Raw genomic sequence first — 19,264 nt, forward strand, 5'->3', positions numbered from 1 at the left:
AACCAATTTTTTTGGAAAATCTATTCTCTTCAAATCGATCCAAATTGGATGAAGAAAGAAGATAAAAAAATCCACCCCAAATGGGTGGATCCTTTAAAGAGTTCATCAGACTACTAAAGGTCGAACTTGATCCCTTGAGCTAGGGGTAGATCCGTGGTGTAGTTAATGGTATTGGTCTGTCTTCTCATGTAGATCTTCCAGGCATCACTACCAGATTCTCTTCCTCCTCCGGTCTCTTTCTCACCACCAAAGGCTCCCCCGATCTCAGCTCCGGAAGTCCCAATATTCACATTGGCGATCCCGCAATCACTACCAGCATGAGAAAGGAAGCGCTCGGCTTCTCTCAGGTTGTTGGTCATGATGGCGGAAGATAAACCTTGAACCACCCCATTTTGAATATCGATGGCATTGGTCACATCTCCACTGTACTTAATCAGGTAAAGAACAGGAGCAAATGTCTCGTGCTGAACGATCTCGAAGCTGTTACTCGCCTCGGCGATGGCAGGCTTTACATAACATCCACTTTCGTAGCCTTGACCTTGCAATACACCACCTTCAACTACCAGCTTACCACCCTCCTCAACAACTTTGGAAAGTGCTTGGTTATACATGGCAACGGCATCCGTGTCAATGAGTGGACCTACGTGATTGTTCTGATCCAATGGGTTACCGATGCGCAGTTGCCCGTAGGCATCTACCACGGCCTTCTTTACCTGGTCATATATGTCTTCGTGAATGATCAGTCGTCTGGTGGACGTACACCGTTGCCCACAGGTTCCAACCGCACCAAACACAGCACCGATGATGGTCATCTTGATGTCGGCATCCGGGGTAACAATTATGGCATTGTTCCCTCCTAATTCCAGAAGAGAGCGCCCCAGCCTTTCCGCCACGGTGGCCGCGACTATCTTACCCATACGGGTAGAACCTGTTGCCGAAACCAGCGGTACACGCTTGTCTTTAGTCATGAATTCACCTACGCGATAATCTCCGTTGATCAGGCATGAGATCCCTTCAGGTAAACCGTTCTCGGCAAAAACCCGGGCTGCGATCTTTTGGCAAGCTACACCGCATAAAGGGGTCTTTTCACTTGGCTTCCATACTGTCACATCTCCACAGATCCAGGCCAGGGCCGTATTCCAACTCCAAACTGCAACAGGAAAATTAAAAGCCGATATGATCCCAACTACCCCCAACGGATGGTATTGCTCATACATGCGGTGACCTTCACGTTCCGAATGCATGGTTAATCCGTGAAGCTGACGAGAAAGACCAACGGCGAAATCACAGATGTCGATCATCTCCTGAACCTCACCAAGACCTTCCTGGTAGCTCTTCCCCATTTCGTAGGAAACCAGCTTGCCCAGAGGCTCTTTTAATCGTCTAAGTTCTTCTCCAAATTGACGAACGATCTCGCCTCGCTTGGGTGCAGGCATCACCCTCCAGCTGGTGAAAGCATCGGTCGCTGCTTTCATAACCTGCTCGTACTCCTCCTTGGTGGTAGTGGTTACCTTGCCTATCAATTCTCCGTCTACGGGAGAATATGAAGAGAGTTGGTCGGTACCTGGCATCCAGTTGGAGCCGGTAGAGGTACCATAATTTATATCCTTGAGTTCGAGTTGTTCAAGGGCCTTATCAATGCCAAATGATGTAGATATAGCTACGGACATAACCTATGATTTTTAATGCGTTAAGTTTCGTCCCGCGAAGGTACGACAATGCAGTAAGAAAAGGAAGATAAACTAGTCTTCTGTGAAGCGGGGATCGGACTCCATTACAGTTCCGCAATTATTACAGGTACGAAGTTCCTTAGAACCATAGAAGGTCTTGAAATGCGGGAGGAAATCCTTCTCAATGTCGTGTAATTCGAAATAGACATCGTGCAGTTTGTTGTTGCAGTTATCACAAAACCACATCAAGCCATCCGTAAAACCTAAGCCCGCTCGTTTACGCTCGACTACCAAACCAATTGACCCCTCTTCTCTTCCAGGAGAATGAGGAACTTTAGCCGGATGAAGGTACATGTCGCCAGGACCAAGGTGCATTTCCTTTCTTTCCCCCTCTTCCTGGATTACCACACAAATATTCCCTTCCAACTGATAGAACAGTTCTTCGGTCTCATTGTAATGATAATCCTTCCTTGCATTGGGACCCGCTACGATCATCACGATGTAATCATCGGCATCGACATACAAGTTTTTATTGGCCACCGGAGGTTTTAATTTATCCCTGTTCTCCGAGATCCATTTATCGAGGTTGAAAGGTTTAGAAATAGCCATTGCCGTACAATATCAGTTTATGATAAATGTACGGCAATTCAGTGTATTGTAAAAGCGAGTAGAGTTTACTTGCTGTAGAACAGATTGGTAAAGTAATAGGTGCCGCGAGCATCCTGGACGATCCCAAACCCTGCATGGGTATAATCGGACTCTATAGTTTCCCTGTGACCCGGGCTATTTAACCAGGCAAAAACAACTTCTTCCGCCGAGGTGTACCCGTAGGCAACATTCTCTCCAACCATTTTCGCACCGCGCTCCCGCATTCCGCTAGCTCGCGTTCCGAAGTTATCATGACTTACACGACCATTGATGATCATGTAATCCGTATGCTGCACAGAGTAGGCCGATCCGTATTGATTATCCAGCTTTAATGGCTGAAGACCAATACCTTGACGGTGATCATTCAATAGTTGAAGAATTTCGTTGGCCATGACCCAGTCGGTCTTATTGGCCAGGTTGACATCTATGTCAAAACTAAAATTTAACTCCTCTTCCGGGACAACTGCTTCGTCCTTAGAACAGGAGACAGCCAGGCACAGAAACGCCATAGCAAGTAGGCTGATCCTTAGTGATCTCATAATACGGGGGCATCAAATTTGGGGCATGATGCAGGTCAAATATAGAAAAAAAACAACACAAAAGTGCTTTTTATCCGATTTTTTGTGGTTTTAATCGATGTTTTAGGCCTTTTGTAGGTTTATTTCCTACAGTTTAAGAAATATTCTATCCGGGATAACTCTGCAGAATTTGTGGTAAATTCAAGGGCGAATTACAAGCTACTCTCTTATGAAAAAAATACTCAGCCTTCTATTGATCCTTTCCCTGATCTGGGGATGTAAAGAGTCGGGAAATGAGCCCGGAGATCAAGCGCTAAACTCCACAACTGAATCTTCTGATGAACCAACGTTTGGCCTGGTAATTCACGGAGGAGCCGGCACCATCTTAAAAAAGAACATGACGGATTCACTTGAACAGGCGTATCGGGCTATATTGGAAGAAGCCATACACGCAGGTCATGAGATATTGAAGAACGACGGGACAGCCATGGAGGCCGTTACGGCTACTATCAATATCATGGAAGACTCTTCGCTTTTCAATGCTGGTAAAGGAGCGGTATTTACCCATGAGGAAACCAATGAGCTTGATGCTTCCGTAATGGACGGGGCTACCCTTAATGCTGGTGCCATCGCAGGGGTTACACGAATAAAGAATCCAATCGATCTGGCTGTAGAGGTCATGAACAACAGCGATCATGTAATGCTGGCGGGTACAGGAGCCGAGGTTTTTGCTCAAACCCGGGGAATAGAGCTAGTAGATCCAGAATATTTTTATACCGAAAGGAGGTTTAACTCCCTTCAGCGCATTAAGGAAAGAGAGAAGACGGAGCTGGACCATGACGGAACTGCTTCGTCCTTTGACCCCTTTATCAAGGACAGTAAATTTGGCACCGTTGGATGCGCCGCACTGGATAAACAAGGTAACCTGGCCGCAGGAACCTCAACAGGCGGTATGACCAATAAGCGTTGGAACCGCATCGGGGATGCCCCCATCATTGGGGCAGGAACTTATGCGAACAACGCCACTTGTGCCGTCTCCTCTACCGGATGGGGAGAATACTTTATCCGGGCCATGGTTGCCCATGATATTTCGGCCATGATGGAGTACAAGGGCAGTAGCCTGGAGAATGCCGCCCACGAAGTGATTCACGACAAGGTCGGTGGACTTGGTGGTGATGGAGGCATAGTTGCCATAGACAAGGATGGCAATGTGGCCATGGAATTCAATACCGCGGGCATGTACAGAGCGCATATGAATGCTAATGGGGATCTGGTAATTGGAATCTACGAGAAGGAATAATCTATGACCCCCTACTACGCTGTAATTTTCTCTAACACCCAAACCGATGACTTGCAAGGTTATGCAGAAATGGCTTCCGCTATGGAAGAATTGGCTAGCCAGCAAGCTGGATACCTGGGTATGGAACATGCCCGGGAAGAGATTGGCATTACCATCAGTTATTGGGAAACACTGGAGGACATTCGCAACTGGAAAGCCAATTTGGATCACCAGCTGGCGCAGGACATGGGCAAGGAAAAATGGTATAGCTGGTATAAGACCAGGATCTGCAAGGTGGAACGGGAATACGAATTTCACAAAAGCTAGATGGATGTCACCCGTGTTGAGATCTGTGCCAATGGCCTGGAAAGTGCCTTGAGGGCCCAGAAGGGTGGTGCAGACAGAATAGAACTATGTCGCGCCCTGGAGTTGAACGGACTCACACCTGATCCCAGGACAATTCGCGCTGCAGTGCGCCAACTTAAAATACCTATTCATGTGCTTATCAGACCTCGAGCAGGCAACTTCTGCTACTCGGACAATGAGATCAGGATCATCATCCGCCAAATTGAAGTGGCAAGAGATTTGGGTTGCCAGGGTATAGTCTGTGGAGCCTTAACCACCGATCGTAAAATCGACCTGCTTGCCACGGAAAGATTTATAAAGGCGGCTGGAAACTTGCCTTTCACCTTTCACCGGGCGTTCGATTCCATCCCCGATCAGTACTCAGCCCTGGAACAGTTAATTGATCTTGGTGTGGGCCGAGTTCTAACGTCCGGAGGAAAATCCACTGCATTAGAGGGAATTACTCACCTCATCAAATTACAGGACCAAGCCAAAGATCGAATTGAGATCATGCCTGGTTCTGGCATAAACCCTAACAATGTGAATCAATTCTTGGAGAAGGGATTTAGCAGTATCCATTCATCCGCTAGCCGGACGAACCAAGGGAAATCTAAGGGGTCTCCAAAGACACAATTGACCGAGGTCAAGGAGATCATACGGCAAGTCAGGATGTTTGGCCCCATTCTGAATAAGGGCTAAGGCTAAGCTGAGAATTGTAGTACCGAACATCTCCGGTCACCTCTTTACCCAACCAATTAGGCCGTTGGAACACCTCTTCTTCACTTTCCAATTCGATCTCGGCAAGGACCAAGCCCGCATTGGCTCCCAGAAATTCGTCCACCTCATAAAGGTGGGAACCGACTGGTACTTCAAAACGATTCTTTTCCAAAACCGAAGGACATAGCCCTAAGAGATCCATAGCTTCAGTCTTGGGAATTTCAAACTCCCATTCCCTTCTGCTTGTTCCGCTGACATTAGATATACCCTTCACAGTTAAATAGCCCTGCTCTCCTTTGACCCGAACCCGGACTGTTCTTTCGGGTTCTGTTGTGAGAAAACCCTGGGCGATAAACGTACGCGAAACCGCTTCATTTTTAAAGTTGAGGGACGACACTAAAAACTTTCTTTCGATCTCTATCATTCGCCGGGCTTTAATCGCCATGGTGGATCCTTTCTATTATCACCAGCATAGTAAATGATGATGCGATTTCCATCCGGGTCTCTTAGCCTGGCCTCCTTCCAGAGCCACCGCTTAAGCTCGGGGGATTCGTCCACGGTCAAACCAGATTCCTCTAAGGCACTAACGGTTTTTTCTACATCTTTCACTTCAAAATAGATATATACTCCTTCTGGACCTGGAAGTTCGTCCACCAAGTGAACCGAAAATGTGGACCCGCCTTCAGGACATTCAAAGCGAGCATAATGCGGGAGACTGCGCACGATCAAGTTAAGCCCAAGGGTTTCATAAAAACGAATAGACCGGGCTATGTCTCTTGAGGGAACGGTAACTTGATTAAGATCCATGTGTTGCCAGTTGACTTATTTCGCCTGAAGTATAGATCTTTTGATCCCCAGGCCGCAATGCCAAATTTAGCATGGCTTGAGCAATTGTGGCCGGATGGATCATTTTATAATTGGCAGGGACCAGCCATGAAAAAGTGCCCATAAATATCTGGGCGATCTTTTCACCGCCTCTTTTCTCTTGACGCTGACCCCCGATCAAGGACGGTCTTAGAACATGTATATGAGGTATGTCCTGGGCAAGAACGGAAACCTCCATCTCACCCTTCACGCGATTATAAAAAATACTACTTTTAGCGTCCGCTCCCATGGCCGATATCACCACGAATTGTGGAACTCCATGCTTCGCAGACAGCTTGGCGGCCTCCTCTGGTATTCCTTTATCGATCTTCATATACATGGACTTGTCTGGTGTTTTGGCCTTGGTGGTCCCTATGCAGCAGAAAACCACATCTACTTGAAATAGTTCTTCAACGGCTTTTAGATCGAACATGTCTGCTTTAATCTCTTCCAGCTTTGAGTGCTCCTCTCCGAGTGGAGATCTGACCAGGGCACGGACCAATTGGAATTGATCCGATTGCAACAATCTATCCAAGAGATAACTTCCGGTCAGGCCGGAGGCTCCTAATATTAGTGCGCTTTTTCCCAATAATTCGACCTAGCTTCTATGAACAAGATATCATAAATTTAGCAGATGTCATTCCCCTTTCCTATACGAAAGATCATCCATGTGGATATGGACGCCTTCTATGCTTCGGTAGAGCAACTGGACGATCCAAACTTACGAGGTAAACCGCTGGCCGTAGGTGGAGGATCGATCAGGGGAGTGGTGAGCGCAGCTAGCTATGAAGCGAGAAAATTTGGGGTACGAAGTGCCATGAGTGGCCCCATGGCCAGAGAACTCTGCCCGGAATTGATCTTTGTTCCACCTCGATTTGGTCGATACAAGGAAGTTTCTAAAGCGATCCGGGAGATCTTTCTCAATTATACCGATCTGGTTGAGCCTTTGTCTCTGGACGAGGCCTACCTGGATGTGACCGAGAACAAGATCGGTTTCCCCAGTGCAACCATCATCGCCAGTGAAATCAGGAAGCAGATCAAAGAAAAGATACAACTCAATGCCTCTGCCGGGATATCGGTTAATAAATTCCTGGCCAAGGTGGCATCGGATATCAACAAACCAAATGGTCAAAAGACCATACCCCCTGAGGAGGTCATCGATTTTCTGGAAGGGCTTGAGATCAAGAAATTCTTTGGAGTGGGCAAGGTGACCCGGGACAAAATGTATCGCCTAGGGATCTTTACCGGTAAAGACCTCAAGGAAAAATCGGAAGAATTTCTGACCACCCATTTCGGAAAGAGTGGAAATCACTATTACAAGATCGTCCGCGGCATTCAGGCCAGCCAAGTGAAACCCAGCCGAATACAAAAATCACTTGCGGCAGAGCGAACCTTTAGGGAGAATATCTCTTCAGAGATCTTTATGATGGACAGATTAGACAACATTGCCACGGAAGTGGAAAATAGACTACAAAAACAAAATCTGGCCGGGAAGACCATTACCCTTAAAATAAAATATAGCGACTTCACGCTACAAACCCGATCTAAGACGTTAAATCACTATGTAAGGGACAAATCATTGATCCTGGAAACTGTTAAAGAATTGTTATTTCAGGAAAAGATGAAAGATTCGGTACGCTTGTTGGGAATCTCGATTTCGAATCTCAACAACCAGGATCGGGAGAAATTGACAAACACCAAAGATCCGCCAAGTATAGACGTTCAATTAAAACTTGACTTTTAGCTCGACAGAAAACTACTTTTTTATTCACACTAAACCTGAAAATTATGAGAAAAGTAGTTCTGTTATTGGTAGCCATGCTGGTTGCCCTTCCCATGATCTCCTGCAAAGAGGAGAATCCCAAAAACGACTTGACCACTGAAACGGCTGAAATCCTTTCTTTGGAAAACAACGATCTTGCCCTGGCAGAGGTAGATATTGAAGATTCGATCTCTGAAGATCGGTATCGGTATATTACAGCTTACAGTGGACTGTCCTTGCGAGAGTATGCCAACCTTCAGAGCAACAGACTAGCGAAAATGCCATATGGTAGTCGGGTCAAGCTGATTCAGCCTGAAGCCGAAAGGACCATGACCGTTTCCGGAATTGCCGGTGGAATGGACATGGTGGAATTTGACCACCGCAGTGGATACGCCTTTAACGGCTATTTATCCCGCTATTTCCCACCCGAACAAGATATCTCAGTAGAAGGCTACGCTAACGAACTGAGCAAGGTCTTTCCAGAGGTGACCTTTACTAAAACAAATGGCGGAACGGTCAGCAAACCTACTTTAACAGAGACTATTTCGCTGCCCGGTGCCCATTGGCATGAAGCCTTTTTCATTGGCCAGCGATTATACGAGTTCCCCAAGGAGTTTGAATTCCCATTACCTGCAGGCAAGGATTTCCAGCTCATCAAGGATAGCAAGCCAAAAAGAGATCTTTGGGTAAGTCAATTGGAGATCACCCGCCAGGACGATCAATTACAGAAGATCGAATACATATACTCCTCTGCCAAATACAGTAACCGGGTCAGTATCATAGAAAAAGAGGGTGCGATCTTGATCACCCGAACGGAAGTGACGAAATAAGTAGCTATTGAATAGAAGCTCCGGTTAAAACCGGAGTTTTTTTATTTAACCTGCGAGACCCTCAAGGTGTTCACCATTCCCTTGTCTGTGATCGGCATGGCCGCAAGGTTGACCAAATAATCTCCCTTCTTGACAAAACCGCCCTTGGCGGCAATCTTATTTATATCCTCTACGGTCTCGTCCGTACTGACGAATTTGTCATAGAAAAAAGCATTCACGCCCCAAAGCAGATTGAGACGATTCAAGATCCGGGTATTGGATGTAAAGACCAGGATATGGGAATCTGGTCTCCAGGCCGATATCTGGAAGGCCGTATATCCACTATTGGTCAAAGTACAAATAGCCTTCGCCTGGATCTCATCGGCCATCTTGGCTGCATGATAACAAACAGACTTGGTAATGTATCGATTAGTCCTGATTTGTGGGGGTTCGTGGGGAACTTTGATCAAAGGTGAATTCTCTACATGTTTCAGAATGGAACTCATCTTTTGAATAACCTGAACAGGATAGTTCCCAACCGAGGTCTCACCACTAAGCATCACGGCGTCTGCACCATCGATGACTGAGTTAGCTACATCATTCACCTCAGCCCTGGTCGGGGTTAAGGAGGTAATCATGGTCTCCATCATCTGAGTGGCGATGATCACAGGAATACGCGCCATCTTAGCCTTAAGCACCAGTTGTTTTTGAACCAGCGGAACTTGCTCTGCGGGAATCTCAACCCCGAGGTCACCTCGGGCAACCATCAAGCCATCACTATAGGCAATGATCTTGTCGATGTTCTGAACCGCTTCCGGCTTCTCTATCTTGGAAATGATCGGGATCTTGTATTCGCTGTGAGCCTCGATAAGCGCCTGCAGTTCTTTCAGATCGTCTGAGTTGCGCACAAAGGACAGAGCGATCCAATCTACTTCCTGACTGATGGCAAAAATGGCGTCTTGCTTATCCTTGGCGGTCAATGCAGGTAGTGAGATATTGGTATTTGGAAGGTTGACCCCTTTTTTGGAACGAAGAGGGCCACCTTGCAAGACCTTGGTTTTAACTGTATCCTTTCCATTGGTATCCACTACTTCGAAGATCAGCTTCCCGTCGTCCAGCAGGATCTGTTCACCCGGTTTGACATCGGCGGGGAACTGCTCGTAATTCATATATACCCTGTCACGGGTGCCTTCAAACTCTTTCCCGGTGCAAAACGCGATCTGGTCTCCTGGCTGCACAACAACTTCTTCTTTCATGACTCCTACCCGCAGCTTGGGCCCCTGCAGGTCTGCAAGTATGGCTGAACTGGTTCCCAATTCTCGCCCCAAGTCACGTATCAGCTCGATCCGTTCTTTGACCGAATCGTAATCGGCATGAGAAAAGTTGATTCGAAACACATTGGCTCCAGACAAGATCATCTCTTTGAGCACTTCGCGTTTACTGGTCGCAGGACCGAGGGTTGCAACTATTTTAGTTTTCTTCTGATCTGGCATCAGTCAAATATTAAGTTGTTCTTGGATTTAATTCGATCCGGCTCTACCTGATAGGCTGTTACCACCTCATTGACCTGGTTTAGTTCGCTCACCATCTGGTCGAGGGGAATAAGCTCGAGATCGGATTCCACCTTTAAAAAATAATCAGCCTTTCTAAACTCCGGAATTAGGAATGTGGTCACCTGACTGGTATCTGATTGGTCATTGAACAAGCCCCCGGATGACTGCAGTTGTGCCGCCTGGCTATGACAGGCATTACCGATCAGATAATAACTGGTATAACTTTGGTTATCGTCGTATTGATAAAGAGGAAAGGTGACTTCCAATCCCCGATTTGAAAATTCCAGGTCGATCGGTCTTCTTGTTAAACGTGTATTCAATCGTTTGTTCAGGATAAAGGCCATTTTGTGCGAGGCAACACTGCAATGAATAGCGACCAGAGAATACTCCTCTTCGAATTCTTCCAATTCCAGTACCATCTTCTGTGTTGCCATAACGAGCTAAGCTACAAAAGTAAGTCTTCCAAAATGGAATTGAAACTCAGTGAGGAGTTTCCACATCAATTTTTCGCTTCAATTTGTAATAAGCCCGCTTTGCCGCCCGCTCTTCGGCCTTTTTCTTGGAAGTGGCCCTGGCCTTTGCGACGATCTGATCCTCGAGCTGAAGTTTTACGGCAAAATGCTTGATAGCTTCATTCCCACTGTCTTGATAGACTTGGAACCTAAAGCTCTGCTTATTCTTTTGGCACCACTCGATGATGAGGCTTTTATAACTGATGATCTTACCCTCCAGCTTCTCTATGTCGACATAAGGTTTGATGACCCGTTTATCGATAAACTTCTCGCAATACTTATAGCCCCTGTCCAGGTAGATGGCACCAACCAGGGATTCGAAGATGTTTCCGTGGATGTTTCCGCCAAATTGTTCAATGGGAATACTGGTTCTAATAAAGCGGATCAGATCCAGGTCCCTCCCGAGCTCATTTAGATGCTCCCGGCTAACCACCTTGGATCTCATCTTGGTCAAATATCCCTCGTTACCTCCAGGCACTTCTCGGAATAAATGTGCTGCAATTACAGAACTGAGCATAGCGTCCCCCAAAAACTCAAGGCGTTCATAATTCTGCGGCTGGCCCTCGCTATTGCGCTCGTTCATTGAACGATGGGTAAAGGCCTCCTCGTAAATTTCAATGTCGTTGGGCTTAAAGCCAAGTATTTCCTTGATCTCCCGATAGAACGAACTTTCCTCTTCCGGTCGATTAGAGAATATTTTCTTTAGGGAAGTCATAGACGGTTAATCGTCTATCTTCTTGAACAGCAGGCAAGCATTATGACCTCCAAAACCAAAAGTATTACTCATGGCCACCCGGACTTCGCGCTCCTGGGCCTTGTTGAGGGTCAGATTAAAAGATGGATCGATGTTCTCATCCACCGTAGTATGGTTGATGGTCGGAGGGACCACTCCAGTTTGCATGGCCAGAATAGAAGCAATGGCTTCTATGGCTCCTGCTGCTCCCAGCAAGTGCCCGGTCATGGATTTGGTCGAATTGATGTTGATATTCGGGCTGTGATCTCCAAAGACAGCCTTAATGGCCTTCAGCTCGGCAACATCTCCCAATGGGGTTGAGGTACCGTGGGTATTGATATGATCTACGTCTTCCGGTTTCATTCCGGCGTCGTTCAGGGTGTTGATCATCACTCGCTCTACCCCAATTCCCTCAGGATGAGGAGCAGTCATGTGGTGAGCGTCACTAGACATTCCACCACCCATTACCTCACAATAGATCTTGGCTCCACGTTTCTTGGCATGCTCGTACTCTTCCAGGATCAGGGCACCAGCGCCCTCACCTAAAACAAAACCATCCCTGGTTGCATCGAAAGGACGTGAAGCTGTTTCCGGACTTTCGTTCCGGGTAGAAAGAGCATGCATGGCATTGAAACCACCCATACCTGCAATGGTAACGGCTGCCTCACTACCACCGGTCACTATTATATCACAATGACCTAAACGGATGTAGTTCAGGGCGTCGATCATAGCGTTCGCAGACGACGCACAGGCCGAAACAGTGGTGTAATTGGGCCCCATGAACCCATGTTTGATGGAAATATGACCCGGAGCGATGTCCGCGATCATTTTGGGAATGAAGAAGGGGTTGAAACGTGGAGTTCCATCCCCTTCTGCAAAGTTTATCACTTCGTCCTGAAACGTTTGCAATCCACCAATACCTGCACCCCAGATCACACCTATACGAAACTTGTCTAGTTCGTCCAGGTTCATTTTTGCATCAACGATCGCTTCATCTGAAGAGATGAGCGCATATTGTGCAAAACGGTCTAATTTTCGGGATTCTTTTCGGTGGAAGTGATCGTTCGGATCGTAGTTCTTGATCTCGCAAGCGAATTTAGTCTTGAATTTCTCAGTGTCATAATAGGTGATCGGAGCGCTTCCGCTCTTACCATTCTTTAATCCCTCCCAATAAGCTTCAATGTTATTTCCTATGGGAGTGAGTGCACCAAGTCCAGTTACTACAACTCGCTTAAGTTCCATATATGGAAGTTAAATTATTTTGCTTCTTCTATATAAGAGATAGCCTGACCAACAGTAGCAATGTTCTCTGCCTGATCATCCGGGATCTGAATATCGAATTCCTTTTCGAACTCCATGATAAGTTCTACGGTATCCAATGAATCCGCCCCAAGGTCGTTGGTGAAACTTGCTTCATTAACCACTTCATTTTCATCAACACCCAGCTTGTCAACGATGATCGCTTTTACTCTTGATGCAATGTCTGACATAATTCTAATTTTTAAGTTTGGTTACAAGGTGCAAAAATACACTATTTTGATTTATGACCTCAATTGACGGCATAAATGTGTATCCAATTTAATCAATTTTACGGTAAGTAAATTCTGTTTGGATTACTTTTGTTTAAGAATTGATTCTGTCCTAATTGAAGACCCCTTACAATTCATGAAACAACGCATTGCCATACTAGCATCGGGTGATGGCACCAACGCCGAGAATATTATTCGGTTTTTTGAAGATCACCAGCATGTGGAAGTATCCTTGGTAGCTACAAACAAGGCGACAGCAGGCGTTATAGAACGTGCTGAGCGATTAGGGGTGGAAGCCCTTGTATTTAACAGGGAACAACTCAAAGATGTTGCAGGCCTTTTGGCCGAATTGAAAACACGTAAGATCGATTTCGTGGTATTGGCCGGTTTCCTGCTGATGATCCCTCATCACCTTATCGAGGCTTTTCCCGAGCATATGATCAATATTCACCCGGCCTTATTGCCAAAATTTGGAGGTAAAGGCATGTACGGTATGCACGTACATCGAGCTGTCAAGGAAAAAGGTGAGACCGAAACAGGGATAACCATTCATTTGGTCAATGAACACTACGACCAGGGTGCCATCTTATTTCAGTCCAAGGTAGAGGTGTCACCCGGGGACAGCCCCGAGCAGATCGCCGAAAAAGTACACCAGCTGGAATATCAATACTATCCAAAGGTCATCGAACAGATGGTCCGGAACACTTCTCAAATTGATCATGGCTAAAAAGCAGAAGTACTATGTGGTCTGGTATGGCAACCCGGATGGAATCTATGATAGCTGGGATAAGTGTAAGAAGGCCATAGCAGGTATCTCCGGAGCCCAATACAAATCCTTTGAAAGTCTTAAAGAAGCCAAAATTGCCTATGACAGAAGCTATGAAGACTACAAAGGAAAGTCCACGACCAAGAAGAAAAAGAAACTGAGCCGCAGTGAATTGGAACGAATTGGGGAACCCAACCTATATTCTATTGCGGTAGACGCGGCCTCCAGCGGCAATCCCGGAAAAGTTGAATACAGGGGTGTAGATACCCAAACGGGCAAACAGCTGTTTCACCAAGGCCCCTTTGAGAAGGGTACAAATAATATAGGAGAGTTCCTGGCCCTTGTTCATGGCCTGGCTTTTTTAAAGAAACATGGAAGCGACCGGATCTTGTATACCGACTCCCGCATCGCCATGGGATGGGTCAAGAAGAAGAAATGCAATTCCAAGTTGGAAAGAAGTGCTAAGAACAAGCCGATTTTTGACTTGGTAGACCGGGCCGAGCATTGGCTACAAAAACACACTTACAAGACCAAGATCGTCAAATGGGAAACCAAGGCCTGGGGCGAGATCCCTGCAGACTTTGGCCGGAAATGAAACAACCCCCGTTTTCACGAGGGGTTCCTTACAAGTTGAAAAGAGTTGTACGTATTCGTACTGCGTTGAATAAAATCTTCTTATGTCAGGTTTAATTTCTTAAAATGATCGGACAGCTCTTACGCGATAATCATCGCCTCTGCTCTCTGCATCGGTATGCGTATTGGAAAAGTTAAAACTGTAGGCCCCCAACTACTAATTGACGTAGACGACCAATAGCGACTACTGTAATCCGGGCCATTGGTGCTGGAATCGCCATCGGTATCAAGCACTTTGAAGAGTACATAAGCCGCATCCTCAAGCGCCTTTAATTCACCAATGGATGGCAGGTGCCAATCTGAAGTACCGTCTGGGGCAACATAGTCCTCACATACTTTAACGGCGTCATTGGCCACGGGACTATTGGAGTTGGCTATTGACGTATTGGTTGCACCATCCCACCAACTTTGAGAATCAGTATCCGTAAAATTAGGACCCCATTCCAGGGTATAATCTCCACCTGAACTGAGATCATCCAGGCTAGCAATCAGCCCGTGTTTTCCATTTTCGTATACGTAAAAGACTACTCCTCCTCCGTAAAGCTCCCCGACGTAGTGATTTCCATCTTCACCTGAAGTAAACCTAACCCATTCGCTAATTGTATCATCCCACCAGTAATATCCAGGCGTTACCGCCATATCACCTGTTCCAGCAGTTGCTGTATTAAAGACAAAAATACCGTGTGTAGGCTCTGTTACCGGAGCCTCAACATCACGAGAGGATAAGGCGATATTTGGAAACATGACTCCTTTATCAGACGAACTGATATCCAGGATAGCGCCATCGGCGGGGGTGGTCGTATTAATTCCTATCTGTGCACGTACTGAACTAAATGTCAGTACGATTAAGATTAATGTAAATACCTTTTTCATGACTTGTAGATTTGTATTGGCATTACAAGTGTAGGTATTTTCTTATGCTAAACGTATGATTTAACGTTATTTTCGTTATGAAGAATTATTTTATCGATAAAATGCACTTTTTAGACCACACAACTCTACTTATATTCCTACAAGCCAAGTATTTAGTTGTCGTTTAAATACATTTTTTGTCGACAAAATGTTATCACAGAATGAATTTGTTCTATGTTTGTAGGAAGGAGTTTAATTTCTCCATTTGATCCATATGGTGGCTGTCGGCTGTGAGACGTCTCCATCCCCATTATCAATTAACCGCACCACCAAGTAATCCCCTGCGCTGAAGTCGGTATTGGTCTTGTCGTCAATGTAAGTGTTACTGGAAAGATTGAAGCTTACAGAAGAATTAGTTGTTGTACCATTTCTAACACGTATCTGAAACTCCTTATCAGATGTCCCACCAGAAGAATTCGCCGTAACGGCAATAATTGTACCGTCGAAAGGCATAATCGGACCACTGCTCTGGTTGTTCATATTTCCCCCAAATTGTAGCCCTCCTGAGGCCCTGTTCCCACTCCTCGCAAATGAAAGAGGTATTGTTTGTGTACTCAACCACTTGCCGCGTTTATCATCGTACAGATAAAGTTCTGTTCCTATGACAGCGATCTGTCCATCTGCAGTTCCGGTGGGTGAGGTTTGTGGATTCAATTCCAGGGCGGGAAGCCCGGAGCCGGAATCATCGATCTCCAATTGGGCAGAAGGAGAGGTAGTGCCTATACCAACCTGGCCAAATATTACAGAAAAATTAAAAAGGAATACAATTAGGGATAGGGTGAAGTTTTTCACTGTAGTCTGGGGATAAATTTTGTAATAAGCACAAAATTAATAATCTTCCTTACAATAGCAAATCTATTTATCTGATTACCAGTACACCCCTTAGGATTAGATCACTATGATCTAGACGAATCAGATGTCGCTGACCATATTGTTGATTGATTCACAAAAGCCTATCTTTGCAGCTCATTTCAAATGCGGTATATGAGCAAATTGGTAATCGTCGGAACTGTCGCTTTTGACGATATCGAAACCCCATTCGGAAGGAGTGATAAGATCCTTGGTGGCGCGGCCACATTTATAGGTCTGGCCGCCTCCCAATTCAAAGTTTCTGGAAGTGTCGTATCTGTTGTTGGTGGTGATTTTCCAAAATCCTATCTGCAACTCCTGGAAGATAAAGGCATGGACATCTCGGCCATCGAGGTCATCCCTGACGGTAAGACCTTCTTCTGGAGTGGAAGGTACCACAACGACATGAATTCCAGGGACACCCTCTCTACAGAACTCAACGTCCTGGCAGATTTCAAACCAGTGGTCGCCAAGAATTATCTGGATTCTGAAGTGCTTATGTTGGGCAACCTGCACCCCAACATCCAGATCTCTGTAATTGAGCAGATGAATAGCCGACCAAATCTAATAATTCTGGATACGATGAATTATTGGATGGACAACACCCTGGACGAGCTCATGCAAGTGATTAAAATGGTTGATGTGATCACCATAAACGATGAGGAAGCCCGGCAACTGACAGGAGAATATTCCCTGGTGGTTGCTGCGCACAAGATCATGACCATGGGTCCCAAATTCGTAGTCATCAAAAAAGGGGAACACGGCGCCCTTCTATTTCATAAGGAGGAAGTCTTCTTTGCCCCTGCCCTTCCGCTGGAAGAAGTTTTCGATCCGACCGGAGCAGGTGACACCTTTGCTGGAGGATTTGCGGGCTACCTTGCGAAGACCGGCGATTACAGCTACGAGAACATGAAGAATGCCATTATCTATGGTTCGGCATTGGCCTCTTTTTGTGTTGAACGATTTGGTACGGAGCGCTTGATCGATCTGTCCAAGCCTGAAATGCATCAACGCCTTCAACAATTTAAGAATCTGACTCAATTCGATATAGAACTCGCATAATAAATAACGCCCTTTCACTGGGCGTTTTATTTTGAATTTGGTGTTATGAGCGACTTTTTAAAGCACGAATGTGGAATTGCCCTGATAAGGCTTCGCAAACCCCTTGAATATTACAAGGAGAAATACGGTACCGCCTTTTATGGTGTGAACAAGATGTACCTGATGATGGAGAAGCAGCACAACCGAGGGCAGGACGGTGCTGGCTTTGCCAGTATTAAAATGGACGTTTCCCCCGGGGAACGATACATCAGTCGGATCCGCTCCAACGACCCGCAACCCATTCAACACATTTTTGATCAGATCAACTCCAGGATCAATGAGGAGTTTGAGAAGGATCCCGCAGTCAAGGACGACGTTCAGTTACAGAAAAAGAATATACCCTATATAGGCGAACTTCTTATGGGGCATGTACGGTATGGTACTTTTGGAGGTAACAGCATTGAAAGTGTTCATCCTTTCCTGAGACAGAATAACTGGATGCATCGAAACCTCATCATTGCAGGTAACTTCAACATGACCAACACCAATGAGCTGTTCGAAAACCTGATCCGCTTAGGGATGCATCCTAAAGAGAAAGCCGATACCATTACGGTGATGGAGAAGATCGGACATTTCCTGGATGATGCAGTTCGCAAACTATACAAAAAGGCCAAAGCTGACGGAATGAGCAAGCGAGAGGCCTCTCCTTTTATTGTAGAACATTTGAATGTCGCCAAAATCCTGCGTAAATCAGCCAAGAACTGGGACGGAGGTTATACCATGGGCGGATTGCTAGGTCATGGAGATGCATTCGTACTTAGAGATCCCGCTGGTATTCGACCTGCTTATTATTATCAGGACGACGAAGTGATCGTTGTGGCCTCTGAACGCCCTGCCATTCAAACCGTATTCAATGTTCCTTTCGAGTCCATTAAGGAACTAGACCCTGGTCATGCCCTGGTCATGAAGAAAGACGGACGTACTTCCCTGGACCAGATCCTGGAGCCCTTAGAACGAAAATCTTGTTCTTTCGAGCGGATCTATTTCTCTCGAGGAAGTGATGCCGAGATCTATCAAGAAAGGAAAAAGCTGGGCGCCTTACTGATGCCCAAGGTGCTGGATGCCATCGATAGGGATACGGCCAATACGGTCTTTTCGTTCATTCCTAATACGGCAGAAACCAGCTTCTACGGTATGCTGGAAGCGGCCCAGGACGAATTGAACAGTCAAAAGAACGAAGCCATTTTGGCACAGAAGGACACTCTGAGTCCTGAAAAACTTGAAGAGATCCAATCACAAACCATTCGTACCGAAAAGATCGCCATCAAGGATGTAAAACTGCGGACATTCATTACTGAAGACAGCAGTCGTGACGATCTCGTAGCTCACGTCTACGATGTTACCTACGGCGTTGTGAAACCCGAAGATAACTTGGTGATCATCGATGATAGTATCGTAAGAGGAACAACCCTGAAGAAAAGTATCCTTAAGATGCTGGACCGATTGAACCCAAAAAAGATCGTGGTAGTGTCTTCTGCTCCCCAGATCCGATATCCGGATTGCTACGGTATCGATATGGCTCGCCTTGAACATTTGATCGCATTTAATGCAGCTCTCGAACTACATAAGGATAGAGGCAACGAAGGAATCGTTGATGAGATCTACGCCAAATGTAAAGCCGAACTGGAGAAAGAGGACAAGCAGGATGTGGTGAACCAAGTGAAAGCTTTATATGAGCCTTTCACTGATGAGGAGGTTTCTGAAAAGATCTCCGAAATACTTACTCACGAATCGATTGATGCCGAAGTCAAGATTATCTTTCAATCTGTGGATGACCTGCATATGGCTTGCCCAAAAAACCTGGGAGACTGGTACTTTACAGGCGACTACCCAACACCGGGAGGGAACCGCGTGGTGAACAGAGCTTTTGTACATTTCTACGAAGGCAATCCGGCAAGAGCTTATTAAACCAAAAAAAGCGACAAAATACCCGAATTAGGCATTTTGTCGAGTTTTCCTACCCGTTTATCCAAAAGTAGGAAAAATCCTCTTTTTATTAACCTCCTTGACTTATCTTTGACTCATACCATAGCATAAGTAGGTTAAGTTCATGGTAAGATTTGG

General features: G+C 45.9%; 22 protein-coding genes. 9 read left to right on the plus strand and 13 right to left on the minus strand.

Annotated features, from left to right (window positions below; all coding sequences use genetic code 11):
* Nucleotides 1-113: 113 nt before the first annotated feature.
* The 3 genes from amaB to BST85_RS10970 form a co-directional block, all read right to left on the minus strand.
* Entirely contained in the window at nucleotides 114-1,670 is a 1,557-nt protein-coding gene (amaB, locus tag BST85_RS10960; protein WP_104813280.1) for an L-piperidine-6-carboxylate dehydrogenase, read from the minus strand.
* 72 nt (nucleotides 1,671-1,742) lie between these two features.
* Complete coding sequence (locus tag BST85_RS10965; RefSeq protein WP_104813281.1) at nucleotides 1,743-2,279, minus strand: 3-hydroxyanthranilate 3,4-dioxygenase; 537 nt, start codon at nucleotides 2,277-2,279, stop codon at nucleotides 1,743-1,745.
* A gap of 65 nt (nucleotides 2,280-2,344) precedes the next feature.
* On the minus strand, nucleotides 2,345-2,857 hold the full coding sequence (locus BST85_RS10970; protein ID WP_104813282.1) for a CAP domain-containing protein: 513 nt from the start codon (nucleotides 2,855-2,857) through the stop codon (nucleotides 2,345-2,347).
* Between the two features lie 208 nt (nucleotides 2,858-3,065).
* Here BST85_RS10970 and BST85_RS10975 point away from each other — a divergent pair, with 208 nt between their 5' ends.
* Genes BST85_RS10975 through BST85_RS10985 form a run of 3 tightly spaced genes read left to right on the plus strand, consistent with a single transcriptional unit; the run spans nucleotide 3,066 to nucleotide 5,159 of the window.
* Nucleotides 3,066-4,136, plus strand: a complete 1,071-nt coding sequence (locus BST85_RS10975; RefSeq protein ID WP_104813283.1) for an isoaspartyl peptidase/L-asparaginase family protein — start codon at nucleotides 3,066-3,068, stop codon at nucleotides 4,134-4,136.
* A 3-nt stretch (nucleotides 4,137-4,139) separates the two neighbouring features.
* Nucleotides 4,140-4,442: an antibiotic biosynthesis monooxygenase family protein gene (locus BST85_RS10980; protein WP_104813284.1), complete on the plus strand. Its 303-nt coding sequence runs from the start codon at nucleotides 4,140-4,142 to the stop codon at nucleotides 4,440-4,442.
* Complete coding sequence (locus tag BST85_RS10985; protein ID WP_104813285.1) at nucleotides 4,443-5,159, plus strand: copper homeostasis protein CutC; 717 nt, start codon at nucleotides 4,443-4,445, stop codon at nucleotides 5,157-5,159.
* Here the strand turns inward: BST85_RS10985 and BST85_RS10990 are convergent.
* From BST85_RS10990 to BST85_RS11000, 3 genes are read right to left on the minus strand one after another with little or no spacing between them, the layout of a single operon-like run.
* Nucleotides 5,125-5,601, minus strand: coding sequence for a CYTH domain-containing protein (locus tag BST85_RS10990; protein WP_104813996.1), 477 nt, complete (start codon nucleotides 5,599-5,601; stop codon nucleotides 5,125-5,127). The genes BST85_RS10985 and BST85_RS10990 overlap by 35 nt on opposite strands.
* The gene (locus BST85_RS10995) at nucleotides 5,598-5,984 is read right to left on the minus strand and encodes a VOC family protein (protein ID WP_104813286.1); all 387 of its coding nucleotides are present in this window, start codon (nucleotides 5,982-5,984) and stop codon (nucleotides 5,598-5,600) included. Before BST85_RS10995 ends, BST85_RS10990 begins: the two co-directional genes overlap by 4 nt.
* Nucleotides 5,974-6,630, minus strand: coding sequence for an NAD(P)H-binding protein (locus tag BST85_RS11000; RefSeq protein WP_104813287.1), 657 nt, complete (start codon nucleotides 6,628-6,630; stop codon nucleotides 5,974-5,976). Before BST85_RS11000 ends, BST85_RS10995 begins: the two co-directional genes overlap by 11 nt.
* 45 nt (nucleotides 6,631-6,675) lie before the next feature.
* On the opposite strand from BST85_RS11000, the gene dinB reads away from it, so the two are divergent.
* Nucleotides 6,676-7,785 (plus strand): DNA polymerase IV, encoded by a 1,110-nt coding sequence (gene dinB, locus BST85_RS11005; RefSeq protein WP_104813288.1) that lies wholly within the window; start codon nucleotides 6,676-6,678, stop codon nucleotides 7,783-7,785.
* A 44-nt stretch (nucleotides 7,786-7,829) separates the two neighbouring features.
* On the plus strand, nucleotides 7,830-8,633 hold the full coding sequence (locus tag BST85_RS11010) for a hypothetical protein (protein WP_104813289.1): 804 nt from the start codon (nucleotides 7,830-7,832) through the stop codon (nucleotides 8,631-8,633).
* Nucleotides 8,634-8,674: 41 nt separating this feature from the next.
* Here the strand turns inward: BST85_RS11010 and pyk are convergent, their stop codons facing one another.
* From pyk to BST85_RS11035, 5 genes are read right to left on the minus strand one after another with little or no spacing between them, the layout of a single operon-like run.
* On the minus strand, nucleotides 8,675-10,105 hold the full coding sequence (pyk, locus tag BST85_RS11015) for a pyruvate kinase (protein WP_104813290.1): 1,431 nt from the start codon (nucleotides 10,103-10,105) through the stop codon (nucleotides 8,675-8,677).
* Nucleotides 10,105-10,599 (minus strand): IPExxxVDY family protein, encoded by a 495-nt coding sequence (locus tag BST85_RS11020; protein WP_104813291.1) that lies wholly within the window; start codon nucleotides 10,597-10,599, stop codon nucleotides 10,105-10,107. Before BST85_RS11020 ends, pyk begins: the two co-directional genes overlap by 1 nt.
* A gap of 46 nt (nucleotides 10,600-10,645) precedes the next feature.
* On the minus strand, nucleotides 10,646-11,392 hold the full coding sequence (gene rnc, locus BST85_RS11025; protein WP_104813292.1) for a ribonuclease III: 747 nt from the start codon (nucleotides 11,390-11,392) through the stop codon (nucleotides 10,646-10,648).
* A 6-nt stretch (nucleotides 11,393-11,398) separates the two neighbouring features.
* Entirely contained in the window at nucleotides 11,399-12,652 is a 1,254-nt protein-coding gene (fabF, locus tag BST85_RS11030; RefSeq protein ID WP_104813293.1) for a beta-ketoacyl-ACP synthase II, read from the minus strand.
* 14 nt (nucleotides 12,653-12,666) lie between these two features.
* Entirely contained in the window at nucleotides 12,667-12,900 is a 234-nt protein-coding gene (locus tag BST85_RS11035) for an acyl carrier protein (protein WP_034259990.1), read from the minus strand.
* Nucleotides 12,901-13,075: 175 nt separating this feature from the next.
* Here BST85_RS11035 and purN point away from each other — a divergent pair, with 175 nt between their 5' ends.
* Together purN and BST85_RS11045 are read left to right on the plus strand one after the other, a co-directional pair.
* Nucleotides 13,076-13,666 carry a phosphoribosylglycinamide formyltransferase gene (purN, locus tag BST85_RS11040; RefSeq protein ID WP_104813294.1) on the plus strand — a complete coding sequence of 197 codons (591 nt, stop codon included), beginning with the start codon at nucleotides 13,076-13,078 and terminating at the stop codon, nucleotides 13,664-13,666.
* Nucleotides 13,659-14,300: a ribonuclease H1 domain-containing protein gene (locus BST85_RS11045; protein ID WP_104813295.1), complete on the plus strand. Its 642-nt coding sequence runs from the start codon at nucleotides 13,659-13,661 to the stop codon at nucleotides 14,298-14,300. Before purN ends, BST85_RS11045 begins: the two co-directional genes overlap by 8 nt.
* 119 nt (nucleotides 14,301-14,419) lie before the next feature.
* Here BST85_RS11045 and BST85_RS11050 read toward each other — a convergent pair whose 3' ends face one another.
* Complete coding sequence (locus BST85_RS11050; RefSeq protein WP_104813296.1) at nucleotides 14,420-15,211, minus strand: hypothetical protein; 792 nt, start codon at nucleotides 15,209-15,211, stop codon at nucleotides 14,420-14,422.
* Between the two features lie 231 nt (nucleotides 15,212-15,442).
* Entirely contained in the window at nucleotides 15,443-16,042 is a 600-nt protein-coding gene (locus BST85_RS11055; protein ID WP_104813297.1) for a hypothetical protein, read from the minus strand.
* Between the two features lie 192 nt (nucleotides 16,043-16,234).
* Between BST85_RS11055 and BST85_RS11060 the strand changes: the two genes are divergently transcribed.
* A complete protein-coding gene (locus BST85_RS11060) occupies nucleotides 16,235-17,161 on the plus strand; it encodes a PfkB family carbohydrate kinase (protein WP_104813298.1) in 927 nt (308 codons plus the stop codon).
* Nucleotides 17,162-17,206: 45 nt separating this feature from the next.
* Nucleotides 17,207-19,108 (plus strand): amidophosphoribosyltransferase, encoded by a 1,902-nt coding sequence (locus tag BST85_RS11065; protein WP_104813299.1) that lies wholly within the window; start codon nucleotides 17,207-17,209, stop codon nucleotides 19,106-19,108.
* The last annotated feature ends 156 nt before the right edge of the window (nucleotides 19,109-19,264 follow it).

The sequence above is a fragment of the Aureitalea marina genome (assembly GCF_002943755.1).
In the GTDB taxonomy this organism is placed as follows: Bacteria; Bacteroidota; Bacteroidia; order Flavobacteriales; family Flavobacteriaceae; genus Aureitalea; species Aureitalea marina.

Excerpts from the sequence above, each read along its gene's own strand:
- amaB (WP_104813280.1), bottom strand. The coding sequence starts at position 1,670 with ATGTCCGTAGCTATATCTACATCATTTGGCATTGATAAGGCCCTTGAA.
- BST85_RS10965 (WP_104813281.1), bottom strand. The coding sequence starts at position 2,279 with ATGGCTATTTCTAAACCTTTCAACCTCGATAAATGGATCTCGGAGAAC.
- BST85_RS10970 (WP_104813282.1), bottom strand. The coding sequence starts at position 2,857 with ATGAGATCACTAAGGATCAGCCTACTTGCTATGGCGTTTCTGTGCCTG.
- BST85_RS10975 (WP_104813283.1), top strand. The coding sequence starts at position 3,066 with ATGAAAAAAATACTCAGCCTTCTATTGATCCTTTCCCTGATCTGGGGA.
- BST85_RS10980 (WP_104813284.1), top strand. The coding sequence starts at position 4,140 with ATGACCCCCTACTACGCTGTAATTTTCTCTAACACCCAAACCGATGAC.
- BST85_RS10985 (WP_104813285.1), top strand. The coding sequence starts at position 4,443 with ATGGATGTCACCCGTGTTGAGATCTGTGCCAATGGCCTGGAAAGTGCC.
- BST85_RS10990 (WP_104813996.1), bottom strand. The coding sequence starts at position 5,601 with ATGATAGAGATCGAAAGAAAGTTTTTAGTGTCGTCCCTCAACTTTAAA.
- BST85_RS10995 (WP_104813286.1), bottom strand. The coding sequence starts at position 5,984 with ATGGATCTTAATCAAGTTACCGTTCCCTCAAGAGACATAGCCCGGTCT.
- dinB (WP_104813288.1), top strand. The coding sequence starts at position 6,676 with ATGTCATTCCCCTTTCCTATACGAAAGATCATCCATGTGGATATGGAC.
- BST85_RS11010 (WP_104813289.1), top strand. The coding sequence starts at position 7,830 with ATGAGAAAAGTAGTTCTGTTATTGGTAGCCATGCTGGTTGCCCTTCCC.
- pyk (WP_104813290.1), bottom strand. The coding sequence starts at position 10,105 with ATGCCAGATCAGAAGAAAACTAAAATAGTTGCAACCCTCGGTCCTGCG.
- BST85_RS11020 (WP_104813291.1), bottom strand. The coding sequence starts at position 10,599 with ATGGCAACACAGAAGATGGTACTGGAATTGGAAGAATTCGAAGAGGAG.
- rnc (WP_104813292.1), bottom strand. The coding sequence starts at position 11,392 with ATGACTTCCCTAAAGAAAATATTCTCTAATCGACCGGAAGAGGAAAGT.
- fabF (WP_104813293.1), bottom strand. The coding sequence starts at position 12,652 with ATGGAACTTAAGCGAGTTGTAGTAACTGGACTTGGTGCACTCACTCCC.
- BST85_RS11035 (WP_034259990.1), bottom strand. The coding sequence starts at position 12,900 with ATGTCAGACATTGCATCAAGAGTAAAAGCGATCATCGTTGACAAGCTG.
- purN (WP_104813294.1), top strand. The coding sequence starts at position 13,076 with ATGAAACAACGCATTGCCATACTAGCATCGGGTGATGGCACCAACGCC.
- BST85_RS11045 (WP_104813295.1), top strand. The coding sequence starts at position 13,659 with ATGGCTAAAAAGCAGAAGTACTATGTGGTCTGGTATGGCAACCCGGAT.
- BST85_RS11050 (WP_104813296.1), bottom strand. The coding sequence starts at position 15,211 with ATGAAAAAGGTATTTACATTAATCTTAATCGTACTGACATTTAGTTCA.
- BST85_RS11060 (WP_104813298.1), top strand. The coding sequence starts at position 16,235 with ATGAGCAAATTGGTAATCGTCGGAACTGTCGCTTTTGACGATATCGAA.
- BST85_RS11065 (WP_104813299.1), top strand. The coding sequence starts at position 17,207 with ATGAGCGACTTTTTAAAGCACGAATGTGGAATTGCCCTGATAAGGCTT.